This is a genomic window from Brevundimonas sp., from assembly GCF_027484365.1.
In the GTDB taxonomy this organism is placed as follows: Bacteria; Pseudomonadota; Alphaproteobacteria; order Caulobacterales; family Caulobacteraceae; genus Brevundimonas.
Window position 1 is genome coordinate 1 of sequence record NZ_JAIXTC010000014.1, and the last position, 17,378, is coordinate 17,378.

Below are 17,378 nucleotides of genomic sequence, written 5' to 3' on the forward strand. Positions count from 1 at the left end.
AGACCGGCGAGGCCCTGCAGCGCATCGTCAGCCGTGTCGCCGAGATCGACGGCCTGGTGTCGGAGATCGCCGCCTCGGCCCAGGAACAGGCCACCGGCCTTGCCGAGGTCAACACCGCCATCAACCAGATGGACCAGGTGACCCAGCAGAATGCGGCCATGGTCGAACAGTCGACCGCCGCGAGCCACTCCCTGGCCCAGGAGACCGAAATCCTTAGCCAGTCGATCGGTCGTTTCCAGCTGTCGACGCGAACCGGCCGTACGCACAGCGATCCGGAGATGCGCACCGCAGCCTGATCAACCTTCTTGCCAAGGCGCGCTGACAGGACGCACGAACCCTGCTACAGGGCCGCGCCATGAGCGCAGCCGTCATCGTCTTCCCCGGTTCCAACTGTGACCGGGACTGCAAGGTCGCCATCGAACGGTCGACCAACGAGCGGGTGGAGATGGTCTGGCACCAGGAGACCGAACTGCCTTCCGGTCTCGATCTGATCGTCCTGCCGGGCGGGTTCTCCTACGGCGACTACCTGCGGTGCGGGGCCATGGCGGTCCAGTCGCCGGTCATGCGGGCGGTTAAAGAGGCCGCTGACAATGGCGTGGCTGTGGTGGGGATCTGCAACGGCTTCCAGATCCTGTGCGAGGCCGGAATGCTGCCGGGGGCCCTCTTGCGGAACGCCGGGCTGAAATATGTCTGCAAGCCGATCACGCTTGAAGTGACCAACGGCCAGACCCGGTTCACCGCCGGCTATCAGGGCCAGCGCGAGGTCGTCATGACCCAGGGCAACGGCGACGGAAACTATTTCGCCGACGCCGAGACGCTCGCCCGGATCGAGGGCGAGGGCCAGGTCGTGTTCCGCTACGTCGACAATCCGAACGGCTCGGTTGCCGATATCGCCGGCATCCAGAACGCGCGGGGCAATGTCCTGGGCCTGATGCCCCATCCGGATCGCGCCTTCGAGGCCGAGCTGGGCTCGGCCGACGGCGCGACCCTGTTCCGGTCGATCTACGCGGCGGCCTAAGCCTCTTCGGTATCCTCATCGCGATCGAGGGTGCCCTCAGCACCGGATTCGCCGATCGAGGCCAGTTCTCTCGCGCCCACCCCAAGACCCTGTTCCAGCGCAAGATTGGTCTCGACCTCTGCGGTGTCCGGATCGGGCATGTCGGCGGGAATTTTGGGATCGACCATGGTCGGTTCTCCTGTTCGGGGCTGTGACAACGATAGCGTATCCCGGAACGGCAGGTTCCGGCTGAACTTTGATACGTGATGTGCGTAGTGTCGGGTATGAGCACCTCATCCCCCACGACTCTCGTTCCCGCCGACCCGTCCCGGCAGACCCGAAGACTGGCGGTCTTCGCCTGCATGGTCTTCGCCGTGGTCATCGGCCAGCTGCAACAGCTGGCGAACCTGGGCCAGACGCCGGCGGAGTTCGCCGCCGACAGCGATGCGACCCTGAAGGTCGTCGGCTGGGCCTTCGCGATCTGGGGTCCGATCTATATCGGCCTGATCGTCTATGCCGTGCGCCAGTTTCTGCCGAAGACCCCTGAGAGCGAAATGCTCCGCGCCTTCGGCTGGCCGTCGGCCCTCGCTCTGCTGGGGATCGGCTGGTGGATCCTGGCCGCGGCATGGGATCAGGAAGTCGGCACGATCATACTGATCTTCGGGTCGCTGATCGTGCTGCTCATTCCGCTGCTGAGGAAGGCCGATGCCGTCCGCGCGCTGCAGAAGGGCGACCGGGATCGCTGGATGACGGTCTGGCCGCTCGCCGCCCTCGCGGGCTGGCTGACCATCGCAGCCCCTGTGAACCTGCTGACGGTCGCGACGGGCAACGGCGACCTGCCCTCCATCCTGCCGCCGACCGGATGGGCGCTGCTGACCGTCGCCGCGGCGGCCTGCGTGGGCCTGCTGGTCACCTGGCGGACGCGACTGCTGGCCTATCCCCTGCCGATCGCCTGGGGGTTGCTGGGTGTTTTCGTCGCGGAGCAAGCCAGGGGCAATGCGGTTCTGGCCTTCGGGGCCCTCACGGCGTCGCTGGTGGTGCTCGGCGGAGGGCTGGTGATCGTCCTGGGGCTCAGGCGCGCCGTGCGCTAGGCGGGCGTCGAATGCAGGCGGAAGCTTGGGTTCGGGACAGAGTCCCGCTATGAGGCGCGGCCATGAGCGCATCCGAAAAGACCATGGCCGAACTGGCCGCCGAATACGGCCTGAACACCGCTGAATATCAGGTCGTCCTGGACCGACTGGGGCGCGAGCCGAACCAGCTGGAGCTGGGGGTCTTCTCGGTGATGTGGTCCGAGCATTGCTCCTACAAGTCGTCGAAGATTCATCTGGGCAAGTTCCCGACCAAGGGACCGCGCGTGATCTGCGGGCCCGGCGAGAACGCGGGCGTGATCGATATCGATGACGGCGACGCCTGCATCTTCAAGATGGAGAGCCACAACCACCCCTCCTTCATCGAGCCCTATCAGGGCGCGGCGACGGGCGTGGGCGGGATCATGCGCGACGTCTTCACCATGGGCGCGCGCCCCGTCGCCTTGCTCAACGCCCTGCGCTTCGGCGACGTCGGGCACGAGAAGACCAAGCGGCTGGTGAAGGGCGTCGTCTCGGGCATCGGCGGCTACGGCAACTGCGTCGGCGTGCCGACGGTGGCGGGCGAGACCAATTTCCATGCCGGCTACAACGGAAACATCCTGGTCAACGCCATGTGCGTGGGCCTGGCGAAGGCGGACGCCATCTTCTACTCGGCCGCCCCGGGACCGAACATGTCGGTGGTCTATTTCGGCTCCAAGACCGGCCGTGACGGGATCCACGGCGCGACGATGTCCTCGACCGAGTTCGACGACGAGTCCGAATCGAAGCGGCCTACGGTCCAGGTCGGCGATCCCTTCGCCGAGAAACTGCTGATCGAGGCGACGCTGGAGCTGATGGCCTCGGGCGCCGTGGCGGCGATCCAGGACATGGGGGCGGCGGGCCTGACCTCATCCTCGGTCGAGATGGCCGGCAAGGGCGGCGTCGGCATCGAGCTGAACATGGACGCCGTGCCCCAGCGCGAAACCGGCATGTCCGCCTATGAGATGATGCTGTCGGAAAGCCAGGAGCGGATGCTGGCCGTGCTGAAGCCGGGCCGCGAGCAGGACGGCTACCGCATCTTCGAGAAATGGGGCCTGGACGCCGCCGTCATCGGCATGACCACCGAGACCGGCCGCCTGGTGCTGAACCACCACGGCGAGGTCGTGTGCGACGTGCCGCTGGCGCCTCTGTTCGACGACGCCCCGCTGTACGACCGCCCGTGGGTCCAGCCGGCGCTGCACCCGCGTCTGTCGCCCGGCGAGGTCCCGGCGCCGACGGTCTGGGAAGACGCGGTGCTGAAGGTCCTGGCCTGCCCCGACATGGCGTCCAAACGCTGGATCTGGGAGCAGTACGACCGCCACGTCATGGCCGACACCCTGCAGGACTCGGCCACCGGCGCAGACGCGGGCGTGGTGCGGGTGCATGGAACGGACAAGGGTCTGGCGGTCACGTCGGACTGCACGCCGCGCTACGTGCAGAACGATCCCTACGAGGGCGGGAAACAGTGTGTGGCCGAGGCCTGGCGCAATCTGACGGCGGTCGGCTCCCTGCCCATCGCCATCACCGACAATCTGAACTTCGGCAATCCGCAGCGGCCCGAGATCATGGGCCAGATCGTGCGCGCCATCGACGGCATGGCCGAGGCTTGCCGCGACCTGGACTTCCCGGTCGTGAGCGGGAATGTGTCGCTGTACAACGAGACCAATGGCGTCGCGATTCCGCCGACCCCGACCGTGGGGGCCGTGGGCCTGCTGACCAACTATGACGTGGTGACCGGTTTCTCGACCATGGAGGCCGGCGACACCCTGGTCCTGATCGGAGAAACCAAGGGCGAACTGGGGGCCTCGATCTATCTGCGCGAGGTTCTGGGTCGCGAAGACGGGGCCCCCCCGCCTGTGGATCTGAAGCTGGAGCGCAAGACCGGCGACTTCATCCGCGGCGAGATCGAGGGCGGGCGGCTGACCTGTGTCCACGACCTGTCCGACGGCGGTCTGATCGGCGCAGCGGCGGATCTGGCCCTGGCGTCGGACTGCGGCGTGGTGCTGGACGCCTCCAGCGCGACCCACGCCCACGTCTTCCTGTTCGGCGAGGACCAGGCCCGCTACCTGGTCGCTGTGCCGAACCCGCAAGAGGTTCTGGCTGCGGCGCGCGAGGCGGGTCTGCACGCCTCGGTGGTCGGTCACGCGAAGGGCGACGCCTTCGCCTCGACCGACCTGTTCAGCATTCCGCTGAAGCATCTGCGGGAAATCCACGAAGGGTGGATGCCGCAGTGGATCGAGGGCTAAGCCTCTATTCCATGATGGCGACGACCACCGGAACGCCTTGGGCGGAGCCACTGACCGCACCGACGCGGATGTTGTAGACGCCGCTTTGCGCCGTGTTCCAGTTGACCCGCGGGTTCAGCCCCTCGGTGTCGTCATTGCAGTACCAGCGGCCGTCCGGGCCGTTGACGACCAGGCTTGTGTCGGCCTCCGAATAGGCGGTGATGACCAACGGTCCGCCATAGGCCGTGAAGGACAGGGTGACCGAATCGCTCTCCCCGACCATTCCGACGCAGCCGCCGGCAATGGTCGAGGCGTCGACGTCGCCGCCCGCATAGGCTGTGACGTTGTATGAGTCCGGTCCAAAACCGCCGGTCAGTTCGACATATTCCTGGGCTGAGGCCGGAGCGGCCCACGGGATCGCACAGGCGGCCACAAGGGCCAGAGACCGTTTCATCATGACGTTGCACCTTCCAACGGGGTATGAGGGAAGCCGACGCTCAGGCCCCGTCCTCGTTGCCGGGGACGGGGCCTGAGCGCGTTTCAGATCTTACTGGCTCTCAGTGATGTAGAGGGTGGCGGACGCGGCCCGGCCGCCGACGGCGCCGACCCAGATGTCGTAGGAGCCGCTCGGCGGGCGACCCCAGGTCAGGATCGGGTTCAGGCCCTCGGCGTCGTCATTGCAGTACCAGCGGCCGTCCGGGCCGTTGATGATCAGGCTGGTGTCGCCGTCGGAGGTGACGCCGAAGCTCAGCGGGAACGAGCCCGCCGTATAGGTGAACTCATAATCCGGGGCGCTGGCGATCATGCCGACGCAGGCGCCGCCAAGGCGCGAGGCGTCGACCGAGCCGCCGGAATAGATGCTGACCCGGATGGGATCCGGCGTGAAACCGGCGCGGGCGCGCATGCCGCCCGAGCTGGCAGAGGCGCTGGGGTCCTGAGCGGCGGCCGAGGTGGCGGCGCAGGACATGAGGGCGGCGGCCACGGCCGAGGCGAGAAGCACGGTACGCATGGGCAGGTTTCCTTTGGTTGTTTCTTGCAATTGCACGGACCCGGGGGGTGTGGCCCGGCGAGGCTAGTTCAGGCTGCCCTCGGTGATGACCACAGTCGCGGGTGCGCTCTCGCCGACGGCGCCGACCCAGATTTCATACCAGCCGCTCGGAGCGCTATCCCATTCGAGCGCGGGATTCAGGCCGTAGGTGTCGTCATCGCAGACCCAGCCGTACGGGCTCTTGATGATGAGACTGGTGTCGGCCTGGGAGCTGACGCCGATGTTCAGCGGTCCGCCGTTGGAGCTGAAGTTCAGTTTGACGTCGGCATAAACCGCGACGGTGCCCACGCAGCCGCTGCTGCCGGGGATCGCGGACGCCTGGTTCGGGCCGCCAGAATAGGTGTCGAACGTGACCGGGTCCGGAAGGAAGCCGGCCGAAAGCGAGATGGTTTGCGCGGAAGCGCCGGTGGCCAGACCGGCCATGACACAGGCCGCGGCGATACTGAGAAACGTTTTCATGGGTCCCCTCCCTTGTTGAGCAGCCCCCGCCGCCGGTGCGTAACATGCCTTCCTCGAGCTTGACCTTACAACCCTCTTATTTCTGACGACCGCCCTCGCCTCCTGTCACATGGACGGAGTATCCAGAGCGCCCAGCTGGAGGTCGCCATGTCCCTGTTTCTGTCCCGCCGCCTGCTCCTGACCGGCCTCGGCGCCGGAACCGCCGCCGTCAGCCTGCCGCGCGAGGGCCTGGCCCAGGCGGTCTTCGACGAGAATCCCTTCCAGCTGGGCGTCGCCGCCGGCGATCCCCTGCCCGACGGGTTCGTGATCTGGACGCGGGTGGCGCCCCGGCCGATGGAGCCCGGCTACGGCATGCCGCGCCAGGCGATGGCCGTGATCTGGGAGGTCGCCGCCGACGCAGGCTTCGGGACGATCGTCCGCTCGGGCGAGGCGCTCGCCCGCCCGGAACTGGGACACTCGGTGCATGTCGAGGTCGAGGGGCTCGAGCCCGGCCGCCCCTATTTCTACCGTTTCCGCGTCGGGTCCGAGCGGTCCGGCGTCGGCAGGGCGAAGACCGCGCCGCTCGCGGGTGCCCCCACGGCCCAGGTGAGGTTCGGCGTGGCCGGATGCCAGGCCATCGAGAGCGGCTACTATACGGCGCACCGCAAGATGGCGGCCGAGGACCTGGATTTCGTCTTCTTCTACGGGGACTACATCTACGAGGGACGCGGTAACCGCATCTACGGCGGGACCTCGACCCAGGAGAACCTGCGCGTCCACCAGGGCGGAGAGATCTATTCGGTCGACGACTACCGGCGGCGCTACGCCCAGTACACGATGGACTCCGACCTGCAGTCCGCGCGCCAGTCGGCGGCCTGGTTCGTGGTCTGGGACGACCACGAGATCGACAACAACTGGGTCTCGGACATCGATCAGGACGGATCGCCGGCGGAGGTCTTCGCCCTGCGCAAGGCGGCGGCGATGCAGGCCTTCTATGAGCATATGCCGATGCGGCGGTCTTCCTTCCCCCGGGGCTCCCAGATGCAGCTGTATCGCAAGGCGACCTACGGCGATCTGCTGGACGTGCACCTGCTCGATACCCGTCAGTATCGCTCGGACCAGCCCTGCGGCGACCGGTTCAACGCCGGTTGCGAAGGGATCAATGCGCGCGAGGCCGAGGTCCTGGGCGAGGCGCAGCAGGCCTGGCTATTCAATGGGCTGGAGAGCTCGAGGGCGAAGTGGAACACCCTGGCGCAGCAGATCATGGTGATGGATCTGGATCGGAACGCCGGCGACGACTACGGCGTCAATCCGGACAGCTGGGCCGGGTATCGCGTGCCCCGGGCGCGGCTGCTGAACCACATCAGGGACCGGCGAATCGACAATGTCGTGGTCCTGACCGGCGACGAGCACCAGAACTATGCGGGCGAGCTGTTCGTCGACGGCCGCAATCCGGAAGGCGAGCCGATCGCGACCGAGTTCGTGGCCACCTCGATCAGCTCCGGCGGCGACGGGGTCGACCAGCGACCCGACATGGCGGCGATCCAGTCGGCGAACCCTCAGCTGAAGTTCAACAATTCGCAGCGGGGTTATGTCGTCTGCGAGGTGACGCCGGACCGCTGGCGTACGGATTTCAAGGTGCTGGACCAGGTTCAGGATCGTCGCGGCATCCTGACAACGCGCAAGTCGATGGTCGTCGAGGGCGGCAGCGCGCGGCTTCACGACGCCTGACGGTTCGACGTAATGCCCCGGCTCTCGAATTCAGAGTCCGGATAGTCCACTGAGTCCAGATCGACCGGAACAAAATCAAGGCGTTGAGATTTTGACCGTGGTGGAATTCGACAATCTGGCAGGGTCGGCGAGTGCGTCGTCAGCGGCTGGATGGGACGATTTCAAAGACCTGCACGCGACCTGGGGACGCGAGCCGAGGACGGCAAGACCTAGCAAGGATTTTATTCTCTTGCCAGTTTCGCCTGCGGCGCCGTGAGGCGAGACGGCGGCGGGTTTTTGCAGCAAGCTGACGACGACATAACCCAGCAAAGGCCCTCCATGATCCGTCATCCCCTCATCGTTCTGGCCGCCCTCCCCCTGCTGCTCGCGGCCTGCGACGGCGGCGGGGACCCGGTGCAACAGGCGATGCGTGAAACCGCGACCGCCAACCAGGCCACGACGGTCACGTCCGGCGAGGTCTCGGGGCCTCATGGCGGGGACCATGGGACGACGGGCAATCAGGCCTTCGCCGCTTCCGAGGCGGAGATGCACCGGTTGATGGCCGCCGCCTCAGGCGAGACAGTCGATCAGGCCTATATCGCCAAGATGATCGCCCACCATCAGGGCGCGGTGGCCATGGCCGAGGTCGCCCTGCGCGACAGCCGCGATTCCGAGGTGCGCCGGATGGCCCAGGCGGTGATCGACGCCCAGACGCGCGAGATCGCGGAGATGCAGGCCTGGCGACCCGCCGCGGCACCCTGAGCCTCAGGCGTCGTCGAGGAAGGCCTTGAGGGCGTCGCGCCGTCCGTTGAACAGACGGACGACAAGGGCGTCGACCTCGCCGTCCAGATAGTCCCGCCGCTCGATCGCGGCGTGGTAACGCTGCCGGCCGTCGTCGCGTTCGGAGCGGACGGCGCCCTTGCGCATCAGCCGGCCGAGGAGGGTCTTGATGGTGGCGTCGCCCCAGGCGTTGTCGGCCTTCACGGCCTCGATCAGGGAGGCGAACGACAGGGGGCCGTGACGCCACAGGGCGGCGAGGATCGCGCTCTCCGCCTCCGTGACGGCGATGCGCGTCACCTCAGGACCCGAGGACAGCGCGATCGACCCGGGCCTCAACGGTCCAGTGGCAAATGACCGCGACCACGCCGACGATCAGGCCCATGACCACGAGGAAGGTCGCCTCGGCCAGGCCGGGGGCCAGGACATTGATCGGCTGGGGTCCGAACTTCGCCAGGGCGACGAACATCATCAGCCCGTTGAAGGAGGCTCCGAGCAGGCCCAGCAGGGGCGCGCCGAGGCGGAGGGCCGAGAGATAGGCGGAACCGCCGGTCAGATGGCGGCCGGACGCGACCTTCCGTACCGCCACGAAGACGGCGGCGATGGCGGCGACGATCAGAGTGACGACGATGGCCTGAACGGGCACGGCGGCGTCGAGGAAGATGGTGACAGGCGTCATGGACGGCTCCTTGGACTACGTTTGTAGGCCAGAACGATTACACTCGTAATCTTCTACGTCAATGGTCCCGCTTCAGGCGGCGCTCGGGATGTGCTGGCTGAGGCGGCCGCCGACACGGATGGGCTCGACGCGGGTCGCGAGACCGGTCTTGTCGTCGGTCTCGACATAGACGCCGCAGACGGTGGCCGGGCCGCTGGCCGGGTTGTAGCGACCGCCCGAGATCCGGGTGGTGAAGCGCCGCAGGGGCTCTTCCTTCTCGTTGCCGATGACCGAATCGTAGTCGCAGCAGCCTCCGGCGTCGGTCTGGTAGGCCGTGCCGCCGGGCAGGATCTGGCAGTCGGCGGTCGGGACATGGGTATGGGTGCCGACGACCAGCGAGGCGCGGCCGTCGCAGAAATGGCCCATGGCCATCTTCTCCGAGGTCGCCTCGGCGTGCATGTCGACGATGACGGCGTCGGCGACATGGCCGAGGGGGGCGGCGTTGAGTTCACGGTCCACGGCGCTGAACGGGTCGTCGTTAGGGTCCATGTGGATGCGCCCGAGGACGTTCATCACCAGAACGGTTCGGCCGGAGTGAGTCTCGAACAGGTTGGCGCCGGCGCCGGGCGCATCCATCAGCCGCGGATAGTTGGCGGGGCGGATCAGCCGGGGCTCGCGCACGATATAGGTCAGGGCCTCGCGCTGGTCCCATGAGTGGTTGCCGAGCGTCAGACAGTCGGCACCGGCCATGAACAGCTCTTTCGCCGTGTTCTCGGTGATGCCGAAGCCGCCGGCGGCGTTCTCCGCATTGACCACCACGAAGTCGAGCTTGAGCACCCGCTTGAGGCCGGGAAGGTGGTCGGACAGGCCGTCGCGACCGGACTTGCCGATCACGTCGCCGAAGAAGGCAAGACGCATGAGGAATTAGACCTTTCGGGCGGCGGTATAGCCGACCTCGGTCAGAACGCCATGCAGGCGCACATCGTGGGCGTCCATCGGCAGACGCCCGACCCGCTGGCCCGCGAAGGCGAAGCCGATGCGGACGGCGTCGGGCCGCGCCGCAAAGGTCCGGTCATAGTAGCCGCCGCCCTGCCCCAGCCGGCCGCCGAAGTCGTCGAAGGCCAGCAGGGGGGTGACGATCAGGTCGGGATCGACGACCTCGGCCAGAGGCAGGGGCGCAGGGCAGCCGGCGGCGTCCATCTCCAGCGGCTCGCCGGGCGACCAGCGACGGAAGATCATCGGGGCGTCGCGTTCCAGGGCGACGGGCAGGCAGACCTGTGCTCCGGCCGAGATGAGGGCGCGGGCAAGGGGTTCCGGATCGAGCTCCGAACCGATGGCGCGATAGACGGCGACGAGGGCGCCGGAGGGCAGGTCAGTGAGGTGAGACGCTGCACGTTCGGCCGCGAGCGGCTCCACCGAGGCGAGCCTGCGTCTGGCCGCGCGGGCCTCGGCGCGAAGGGCGGGCTTGTCCGGGTGGGTCAGACGTGGGTCCGGGCGTTCTTGTCGTAGGTCAGGATGACCACGACGAAGAAGATTGCGATCTCGGCCAGCATCAGGGCCCAGACCCAGGACACGTCCCGGAGAAGGTTGCCGGTCAGAAGCATGGCGACAATAAAGACACCCGTCACAGCCCAGCCTTCCCAGCTGGCGGGAGATGCGCCCCAGCCGAAGCGTTTCGGTCCAAACCAGACGCGTTTCATGGCCTGCTCCTCAAGCGGACGCTTGTTGCGCTGGTGTCTACGCCTCGACCGCACCGCGCTCAAGCAGCGAGCGGTAGAGCACGAATGAAGAGAGAGGTTGGCGGCGCCGTAAGAGCCGTGAAGGACGGTTTGAATCCTCTCGAGCCTGGGTAGCCAGGTGGGCTCCGCGTATCCGACCCCACGAGGTCGGACAGGGGCAGATCCCTTCGAGTGAATTAAGGCCGCGAGGATATGTTGCCTTCGACGAGAGCCACAGCATGACCCGCCGCTGGAGAAGATAGGCGCTGGGCGGGGATGGGGCAATGGGGAGCCGGGTCTCCTCCCTGTCGGCGAAGCCGATGGGGCGGTGGCAGCGAGCCCTTCGCGAGCTGACGGAGGGGGCGACACGATCTCGACGACCGGACGCCTCACCTCACATATCGCCTCGCCCCCTCCGTCACGGCGCTGAAGGAGCGCCGCGCCACCTCCCCATTCGCCAAGCGGCGAACGGGGAGGAGACGTTGATCACAGAAGGGACGCGATCTTCTCGATCCGGGCGGCGACGGCATTCAGGGCCTCGGCGACGCCGGTGTCCGAAGGCGGGGCCGACGTCGCGCCGGCGGGAGCAGCAGCAGCCGTCCCGCCGCCCATCCGCACCTCGTGCAGTTCGTCGGCGAGAACCAGGGCGGCCATCAGGAACAGCCGGATGTCGCCGACATGGCCGACATCGGCGGCGACCTGGCGCACATGGACGTCGAATTGCTTGGCCAAGATGCGGACCCGCTCTTCCTGCCCGTCGGCGCAGCCCACGGCATAGGGGCGTCCGTTGATCTCGACGGTGACCGTCGCCATCAGACGTCGTCCCGGGCGAGGATGTCGCGCACGGCCATGGCGGCCGCGGCGAGGGCGGCCGAGGCGTCCCGCCCGGCGGCCTCCAGTTCGGCGATGCGGCGGTGCTCGTCGGGTCCGGCGGGCGTGGGGATGGCGAACAGATCGTCGTCGGCCACGCGCGGCGCGGTGGCGGGACGCGCCTTCAGCTCCAGCACCTTGCGTTCCAGCAAGGCGAGGGCCCGGTCGATCCTGTCGCGCGCAGCAGTCGAGGCGTCGGCCATCGTTTCCTCCAGATTTCGTATAGAACCCGCCGCGACGCCGGGGTAAAGCGGCGCGCCTCCCTTTTCCGCACCAAGACGAAAGGTCCACTCGTGGCCCGCTCCTCAGACGCACCCGAAAAAGCGACTCCGAAGATGATGGCCGACGCTATTCGCGTCCTGGCCATGGACGGGGTGGAAAAGGCCAACAGCGGCCACCCCGGCATGCCGATGGGCATGGCCGACGTCGCGACGGTGCTGTTCTCGAAATTCCTGAAGTTCGATGCGAGCCGCCCCGACTGGGCCGACCGCGACCGCTTCATCCTGTCGGCCGGTCACGGCTCGATGCTGATCTACGCCCTGCTGCATCTGACGGGCTACAAGGCCGCGACGGCCGAACAGCTGTCGAACTTCCGCCAGTGGGGATCGAAGACGGCGGGACACCCTGAGTACGGCCATATGCCAGGCGTCGAGACGACGACCGGTCCCCTGGGGCAGGGCCTGGCCAATTCGATCGGCTTCGCCATGGCCGAGCGGCACCTGGCCGCCAAATACGGCGACGACCTCGTCGACCACCGGACCTGGGTCATCGCCGGGGACGGCTGCCTGATGGAGGGGGTGTCGCAGGAGGCGATCGCCCTGGCCGGCCGCTACAAGCTCAACAAGCTGACGGTGCTGTGGGACGACAACGAGATCACCATCGACGGCAAGGTCAGCCTGTCGGACGCGGTGGACCAGAAGGCGCGGTTCAAGGCCTCGGGCTGGGCCGTGAAGGCCGTCGACGGCCACGACATGAAGGCGATCAAATCGGCCCTGCAGTGGGCGACCCGTCAGGACAGGCCGACCCTGATCGCCTGCAAGACGAAGATCGGCAAGGGCGCCGCCACCATGGAAGGCAGCCACAAGACCCACGGCGCGGCCCTGGGCGCGGCCGAGATCGCGGCGACGCGTCTGGGACTGGCCTGGGACCACGCGCCCTTCGTCATCCCCGAGGCCATCGACAAGGCCTGGAAGAAGGTCGGCAAACGCGGATCGAAGGACCGCAAGGCGTGGGAAGCGCGTCTGGCCGCCTCGTCCCAGGCCGCCGACTTCACCCGCGCCATGAAGGGTGACCTGCCGGAAGCGGCGTTCGACGCCCTGAACGCCGGTATCGCCCGGCTGGTCGAGGACAAGCCCGCCCAGGCGACGCGTCAGGCCTCGGGCGCCGCGCTGGAAGCCCTGTTCGGCGCCGTGCCGGAGATGGTCGGCGGTTCGGCCGACCTGACCGGATCGAACAACACCTTCGTCAAGGGCACGCCGATCCTGGACGCGCCGTCCTATGAGGGCCGCTACGTCAACTGGGGCATCCGCGAGTTCGGCATGGCGGCGGCCATGACCGGGATGGCGCTGCACGGCGGGATCATCCCCTACGGCGGCACCTTCATGGTGTTCTCGGACTACAGCCGCAACGCCATCCGCATGGCGGCCCTGATGGGGATCCGGGTGATCCACGTCCTGACCCACGACTCCATCGGCCTCGGCGAAGACGGCCCGACCCACCAGCCGGTCGAGCATCTGGCGTCGCTGCGGGCGATCCCGAACCTGCTGGTCTTCCGCCCCGCCGACACGGTCGAGGCGTTCGAATGCTGGCAGCTGGCCCTGCAACACAAGGCCACGCCGTCGGCCATGGCCCTGTCGCGCCAGAAGACGGCGGCGGTGCGCCTGACGGCCTCCGACGAGAACCTGTCTGCGCGCGGCGCCTATGAGCTGAAGGCCGCGAACGGCGAGGCGAAGGTCACCCTGTTCGCAACGGGCACAGAGGTGTCGCTGGCGCTGAAGGCGGCCGAGACGCTGGAGGCCGAAGGGTCGCCGACGCGGGTCGTCTCCGTCCCCTGTTTCGAGCTGTTCGAACAACAGGACGCCGCCTATCAGGCCTCGGTCATCGGCCGGGGCACGGTGCGCGTCGCCTGCGAGGCCGCGATCAAACAGGGCTGGGAGCGGTTCATCGGCGAGGACGGCGCCTTCATCGGCATGACCGGCTTCGGCGCCTCGGCTCCGGCGGAGGTGCTCTACCGCGAATTCGGCATCACTGCGGACGCCATCGTGGCGGCGGTGAAGGCCCGGCTCTGATGAGCCGCATCGGCGCGGTCAGCCTGCTGGTCCGCGACCGCACGCCCTGGCTGATCGCGGGGGTCACGTTCGGAGAGGCGCCCCGGAGCGAATCCTGTGGCAGGGTAGTGTTGTTCGAGGATCTGTACGGCAAAGCCCGGGATCTGATCGAACCGGAACACTGAGGGGCGGCTGACATGAAGACGATCACAAGCGTGGCCATCGCGGCCCTGATGCTGGGGCTGAGCGCATGCGGTCAGGGCAAGACCGCCGGCACGGCGGACGTCGCCGCCGCTGCGAGCGCGACCACCCTGGTCGACAAGCCCCGGCTGTCCGCCGACATCGAGGCCATGCCCCGACTGTCCGGCGACAGCCCGGCCATCGTTCGACTGAACGCCGAACTGGATCGCCTCGACGCCACGGCCGTGGCGGATGCGGGCGAATGCGGCCGGATGGCCGACAGCCAGGAGGGCGACGGCTGGACCCGAAGCATCACGCGGCCGATGACCGGTCCGGCCTTTCTGACCCTGCGCGAGCATCTCGAAATCTTCTGCGGCGGCGCCTATCCGTCGATGTCGCAGACCCCGATCACCTGGGACCTGTCGACCGGCGAGCGCGTCAACTGGGTCGCCCTGCTGCCGGGACTGGCCCTGGTGCAGGACCAGCCCGAGCCCGGGATGCCGACGGACTACGTCTATAGCGTCCGCTCGCCCAGGCTGGAGGCGCTCTACGAGCGCAAGATGTTGGCCGAAGCGACCGACGCCGAATGGAGGGAGCAGTGCCAGGACGTCTGGAAGCCCGTGCCGGACGCTGAACTGGGTCAGGGCTTCCGCATCTGGGCCGACGCCGAGCACGGGGGCGTGGCCATCGACGCCGACTATGCGCATGTGGTTCAGGCCTGCGGCGGAGCGGTCTATCTGACCGCAGACGAGATGCGGGAGGCCGGCGCGCCTGCGGCGCTGATCGACGCCCTCGCCGCCGCCAAGGCCGCCGGCAACTGGGCTCCCAAGGAAGACGCCGAACCGGCTGCATAAGGATCGACTGATGAAACTCGGCACCCCGCTTTCCGACACCGCCGTCCGCGTCATGCTTCTGGGCGGCGGCGAGCTGGGCAAGGAGGTCGCGATCGAGCTGCAGCGGCTCGGCTGTGAGGTGATCGTCGTGGATCGCTATGCCAACGCCCCGGCCATGCAGGTGGCGCATCGCAGCCACGTCATCCCGATGACCGATCCCCAGGTGCTGAACGGCGTCATCCTGGCCGAGGCCCCGCACATCATCGTGCCGGAGATCGAGGCCATCGCGACCGAGGTCCTGGCCGAGATCGAGGCGGCGGGACTCGCGCGGGTCATCCCGACGGCGCGCGCGACCCAACTGACCATGAACCGCGAGGGCATCCGTCGTCTGGCCGCCGAGGACCTGGGTCTGCCGACCAGCCCCTATGCCTTCGCAGGGTCTGCGGCGGAACTGGCGGCGGCTGCGAACGAGATCGGCCTGCCGGTGTTCGTGAAGCCCGTCATGTCGTCATCGGGCAAGGGCCAGTCCTTCATCGACGCCTATGAGGATGCCGCCAACGCCTGGGCCTATGCGCAGTCGTCAGGCCGGGTCGAGACGGCGCGGGTCATCGTCGAGGGCCGCATCGACTTCGATTTCGAGATCACTCTGCTGACAGTCCGCTCGATGCGCGACGGCGCGGTCGTCACCGACTTCTGCGCCCCCATCGGCCATCGTCAGGTCAAGGGCGACTATGTCGAGAGCTGGCAGCCCCAGGCGATGAGCGCCGCCTCCCTGGCCGCCGCGCAGGACATCGCCGGCAAGGTGACGGAGGCCCTGGGCGGGCTGGGCGTGTTCGGCGTGGAGCTGTTCGTGAAGGGCGACGACGTCTGGTTCTCGGAGGTCTCGCCGCGTCCGCACGACACCGGCCTGGTGACCCTGGCCACCCAGACGATGAGCGAGTTCGCCCTGCACGCCCGCGCCATCCTGGGCTTGCCCGTCGATGTCTCGCAGCGCGAGGTCGGCGCCAGCGCGGTCATCTATGGCGGCATGGACGCGGAGGGAATCGCGTTCGAAGGCGTCGCCGAGGCCCTGTCGGTCCCGACCGCCGATCTGCGTCTGTTCGGCAAACCCGAAGCCTTCGAGCGGCGCCGCATGGGCGTGGCCCTGGCGCGGGGCGAGACGACGGATCAGGCGCGCGAGCGGGCCGCGTTGTCCGCCAGCCTCGTCCGACCCGTCAGAAACTAGGGGTTCGCCCCGTCGCCCGGGCCCGCTGTTCCTCGGGATCCAGGGCGAGGACGGCGATCGCGGCGTCCAGGGCGGGGTCCAGGCCCGCGCGACGTTCCTCGTGCGTGCGGACCACGACGATATCCGGCTCAACGCCTCGCTTCTCCAGCCGCACGCCGCCGGCAGTGATGTAGTCGGCTCGGCTGAGAGTCAGACGCCCCCCGTCCGGCAGGGGGCTGTCCTGCGAGATCAGCACGGCCCCGGCCGTGTGTTCGCCGACGACGAGGGCCCGGCCGGACTCCTGCAGGGCGGCAGGGGTCAGTTCGGCGGCGCTGCGGCTCGATCCATCGACGAGCAGGGCCACGTCGTTGGTCACCGGGCCGGTCAGATTTCCGCAACCGGGCATGATGGCCAGGGTCATCGGCCGACCGTTGCGGGACACGCGTGTCGCCCATTCCTGTCGCTCCGGAAGGAAGCAGGACAGGGTTGCATCCGCCTCCAGCAACAGACCTCCCGGGTTGCCGCGCAGGTCGATGACGACGTCGGTCTCGGGCGAGATTTCCGCGAGTTGCTGACCCAGCCAGCGCCCGAGGCCGGACTCGAACCCTTCGACCCGGAGGACGACCACGCCGGGTCGCGACGCGTCCACGCTGAAGGCCGGGATCGGGTCCATGATGCGCGGAACCACCGACACGCGCTGCAGGGCGCCGGCCTCGTCGGTCAGGTCGAGCTGCAAGGCCTGACCTTCCACCACGTCGAAATCGACTCCCCAGGACTGGCCGTCGATGGTCTGCAGCACCCAGCCGGGCTGGAGCCCCGCTTCAGCCGCCGGAGATCCGGTGCGGACGCTCTCGATACGCCACTGGTCGCCGTCCTGGCGGGCCAGGGAGACGCCCATCACCGCGCGCCGGGTCCGCTGCTGGTCCTGGCGTCGGGCGACGGCGGGGGAGATGGCGCCGGCGTGGTCGTCGTCCAGCAGGTCCAGCATGGCGCTGAGCGCCCGGTACAGTTCGCGGTCGTCGGCGGCGGCGATCGCCTGCGGCCGATACCTCTCGCGGGCGGCGTTCCAGTCCAGCCCGTGCAGGTCCGGATCGTAGTACTGGCGACGGACGAGATTCCAGACCGTGTCGAAGACGCGCCCGTTCATGCGGGCCCGCTCGCGGGTCGGGGTCGATTCCGCCTCGATCGTCCCGACCGTCCGGGCGGCGGCCGTCGAAGATGCCAGCGTCGGCCCCGCAAGGAACACGGCGCCGACAATAAGGGAAAGGAGGGCGCGGCGGGCGGGGAAAACCATCCCGGCCAGCCTAGACCGGCGAACCGCCGCGCCTCAAGTCACGAAACCGATGG

General features: G+C 68.1%; 22 protein-coding genes and 1 other RNA gene. 10 read left to right on the forward strand and 13 right to left on the reverse strand.

Annotation, left to right across the window (positions count from 1 at the left end):
* Both Q0044_RS05360 and purQ read left to right on the forward strand, forming a co-directional pair.
* The coding region (locus Q0044_RS05360; protein ID WP_298160503.1) for a methyl-accepting chemotaxis protein at nucleotides 1-296 on the forward strand (296 nt) is incomplete at its 5' end.
* 59 nt (nucleotides 297-355) lie between these two features.
* The gene (gene purQ, locus Q0044_RS05365) at nucleotides 356-1,018 is read left to right on the forward strand and encodes a phosphoribosylformylglycinamidine synthase subunit PurQ (RefSeq protein ID WP_298160505.1); all 663 of its coding nucleotides are present in this window, start codon (nucleotides 356-358) and stop codon (nucleotides 1,016-1,018) included.
* On the opposite strand, the gene Q0044_RS05370 is transcribed toward purQ, so the two are convergent.
* Nucleotides 1,015-1,185, reverse strand: a complete 171-nt coding sequence (locus Q0044_RS05370; RefSeq protein ID WP_298160506.1) for a hypothetical protein — start codon at nucleotides 1,183-1,185, stop codon at nucleotides 1,015-1,017. The genes purQ and Q0044_RS05370 overlap by 4 nt on opposite strands.
* 96 nt (nucleotides 1,186-1,281) lie before the next feature.
* On the opposite strand from Q0044_RS05370, the gene Q0044_RS05375 reads away from it, so the two are divergent.
* Nucleotides 1,282-2,088, forward strand: a complete 807-nt coding sequence (locus tag Q0044_RS05375; protein ID WP_298160507.1) for a TspO-related membrane protein — start codon at nucleotides 1,282-1,284, stop codon at nucleotides 2,086-2,088.
* A 62-nt stretch (nucleotides 2,089-2,150) separates the two neighbouring features.
* A complete protein-coding gene (gene purL / locus Q0044_RS05380) occupies nucleotides 2,151-4,349 on the forward strand; it encodes a phosphoribosylformylglycinamidine synthase subunit PurL (protein WP_298160508.1) in 2,199 nt (732 codons plus the stop codon).
* A gap of 4 nt (nucleotides 4,350-4,353) precedes the next feature.
* Here the strand turns inward: purL and Q0044_RS05385 are convergent, their stop codons facing one another.
* From Q0044_RS05385 to Q0044_RS05395, 3 genes are all read right to left on the reverse strand, one after another.
* Nucleotides 4,354-4,782: a peptidase S1 gene (locus Q0044_RS05385; protein WP_298160509.1), complete on the reverse strand. Its 429-nt coding sequence runs from the start codon at nucleotides 4,780-4,782 to the stop codon at nucleotides 4,354-4,356.
* A gap of 93 nt (nucleotides 4,783-4,875) precedes the next feature.
* Nucleotides 4,876-5,337, reverse strand: a complete 462-nt coding sequence (locus Q0044_RS05390; protein WP_298160510.1) for a peptidase S1 — start codon at nucleotides 5,335-5,337, stop codon at nucleotides 4,876-4,878.
* Between the two features lie 63 nt (nucleotides 5,338-5,400).
* Entirely contained in the window at nucleotides 5,401-5,835 is a 435-nt protein-coding gene (locus Q0044_RS05395) for a peptidase S1 (protein ID WP_298160511.1), read from the reverse strand.
* Nucleotides 5,836-5,982: 147 nt separating this feature from the next.
* On the opposite strand from Q0044_RS05395, the gene Q0044_RS05400 reads away from it, so the two are divergent.
* On the forward strand, nucleotides 5,983-7,545 hold the full coding sequence (locus tag Q0044_RS05400) for an alkaline phosphatase D family protein (RefSeq protein WP_298160512.1): 1,563 nt from the start codon (nucleotides 5,983-5,985) through the stop codon (nucleotides 7,543-7,545).
* A 318-nt stretch (nucleotides 7,546-7,863) separates the two neighbouring features.
* On the forward strand, nucleotides 7,864-8,286 hold the full coding sequence (locus tag Q0044_RS05405) for a DUF305 domain-containing protein (protein ID WP_298160513.1): 423 nt from the start codon (nucleotides 7,864-7,866) through the stop codon (nucleotides 8,284-8,286).
* Between the two features lie 3 nt (nucleotides 8,287-8,289).
* On the opposite strand, the gene Q0044_RS05410 is transcribed toward Q0044_RS05405, so the two are convergent.
* The 8 genes from Q0044_RS05410 to Q0044_RS05445 all read right to left on the reverse strand — a co-directional run bounded on the left by Q0044_RS05410 (nucleotide 8,290) and on the right by Q0044_RS05445 (nucleotide 11,750).
* Nucleotides 8,290-8,601, reverse strand: coding sequence for a BlaI/MecI/CopY family transcriptional regulator (locus Q0044_RS05410; protein WP_298160514.1), 312 nt, complete (start codon nucleotides 8,599-8,601; stop codon nucleotides 8,290-8,292).
* A 1-nt stretch (nucleotide 8,602) separates the two neighbouring features.
* Nucleotides 8,603-8,980 (reverse strand): MotA/TolQ/ExbB proton channel family protein, encoded by a 378-nt coding sequence (locus tag Q0044_RS05415; RefSeq protein WP_298160515.1) that lies wholly within the window; start codon nucleotides 8,978-8,980, stop codon nucleotides 8,603-8,605.
* A gap of 72 nt (nucleotides 8,981-9,052) precedes the next feature.
* A complete protein-coding gene (locus Q0044_RS05420; protein WP_298160516.1) occupies nucleotides 9,053-9,877 on the reverse strand; it encodes a TIGR00282 family metallophosphoesterase in 825 nt (274 codons plus the stop codon).
* A gap of 6 nt (nucleotides 9,878-9,883) precedes the next feature.
* A complete protein-coding gene (locus Q0044_RS05425) occupies nucleotides 9,884-10,441 on the reverse strand; it encodes a 5-formyltetrahydrofolate cyclo-ligase (RefSeq protein WP_298160568.1) in 558 nt (185 codons plus the stop codon).
* Nucleotides 10,438-10,659: a hypothetical protein gene (locus tag Q0044_RS05430; RefSeq protein WP_298160517.1), complete on the reverse strand. Its 222-nt coding sequence runs from the start codon at nucleotides 10,657-10,659 to the stop codon at nucleotides 10,438-10,440. The genes Q0044_RS05425 and Q0044_RS05430 overlap by 4 nt, the downstream gene beginning before the upstream one ends.
* A 99-nt stretch (nucleotides 10,660-10,758) precedes the next feature.
* Nucleotides 10,759-10,921, reverse strand: a non-coding RNA gene (gene ssrS, locus Q0044_RS05435) — 6S RNA.
* Between the two features lie 242 nt (nucleotides 10,922-11,163).
* Nucleotides 11,164-11,490 (reverse strand): cell division protein ZapA, encoded by a 327-nt coding sequence (locus Q0044_RS05440; RefSeq protein ID WP_298160518.1) that lies wholly within the window; start codon nucleotides 11,488-11,490, stop codon nucleotides 11,164-11,166.
* A complete protein-coding gene (locus Q0044_RS05445; protein WP_298160519.1) occupies nucleotides 11,490-11,750 on the reverse strand; it encodes a hypothetical protein in 261 nt (86 codons plus the stop codon). Before Q0044_RS05445 ends, Q0044_RS05440 begins: the two co-directional genes overlap by 1 nt.
* A gap of 135 nt (nucleotides 11,751-11,885) precedes the next feature.
* Here Q0044_RS05445 and tkt point away from each other — a divergent pair, with 135 nt between their 5' ends.
* From tkt to purT, 4 genes are read left to right on the forward strand one after another with little or no spacing between them, the layout of a single operon-like run.
* Nucleotides 11,886-13,835: a transketolase gene (gene tkt / locus Q0044_RS05450; RefSeq protein WP_298160520.1), complete on the forward strand. Its 1,950-nt coding sequence runs from the start codon at nucleotides 11,886-11,888 to the stop codon at nucleotides 13,833-13,835.
* A complete protein-coding gene (locus Q0044_RS05455; protein WP_298160521.1) occupies nucleotides 13,835-13,999 on the forward strand; it encodes a hypothetical protein in 165 nt (54 codons plus the stop codon). Before tkt ends, Q0044_RS05455 begins: the two co-directional genes overlap by 1 nt.
* A 12-nt stretch (nucleotides 14,000-14,011) precedes the next feature.
* On the forward strand, nucleotides 14,012-14,848 hold the full coding sequence (locus tag Q0044_RS05460) for a hypothetical protein (protein WP_298160522.1): 837 nt from the start codon (nucleotides 14,012-14,014) through the stop codon (nucleotides 14,846-14,848).
* A gap of 10 nt (nucleotides 14,849-14,858) precedes the next feature.
* Nucleotides 14,859-16,052, forward strand: a complete 1,194-nt coding sequence (purT, locus tag Q0044_RS05465; RefSeq protein WP_298160523.1) for a formate-dependent phosphoribosylglycinamide formyltransferase — start codon at nucleotides 14,859-14,861, stop codon at nucleotides 16,050-16,052.
* Here purT and Q0044_RS05470 read toward each other — a convergent pair.
* Nucleotides 16,042-17,325: a S41 family peptidase gene (locus Q0044_RS05470; protein ID WP_298160524.1), complete on the reverse strand. Its 1,284-nt coding sequence runs from the start codon at nucleotides 17,323-17,325 to the stop codon at nucleotides 16,042-16,044. The genes purT and Q0044_RS05470 overlap by 11 nt on opposite strands.
* Nucleotides 17,326-17,378: the final 53 nt, after the last annotated feature.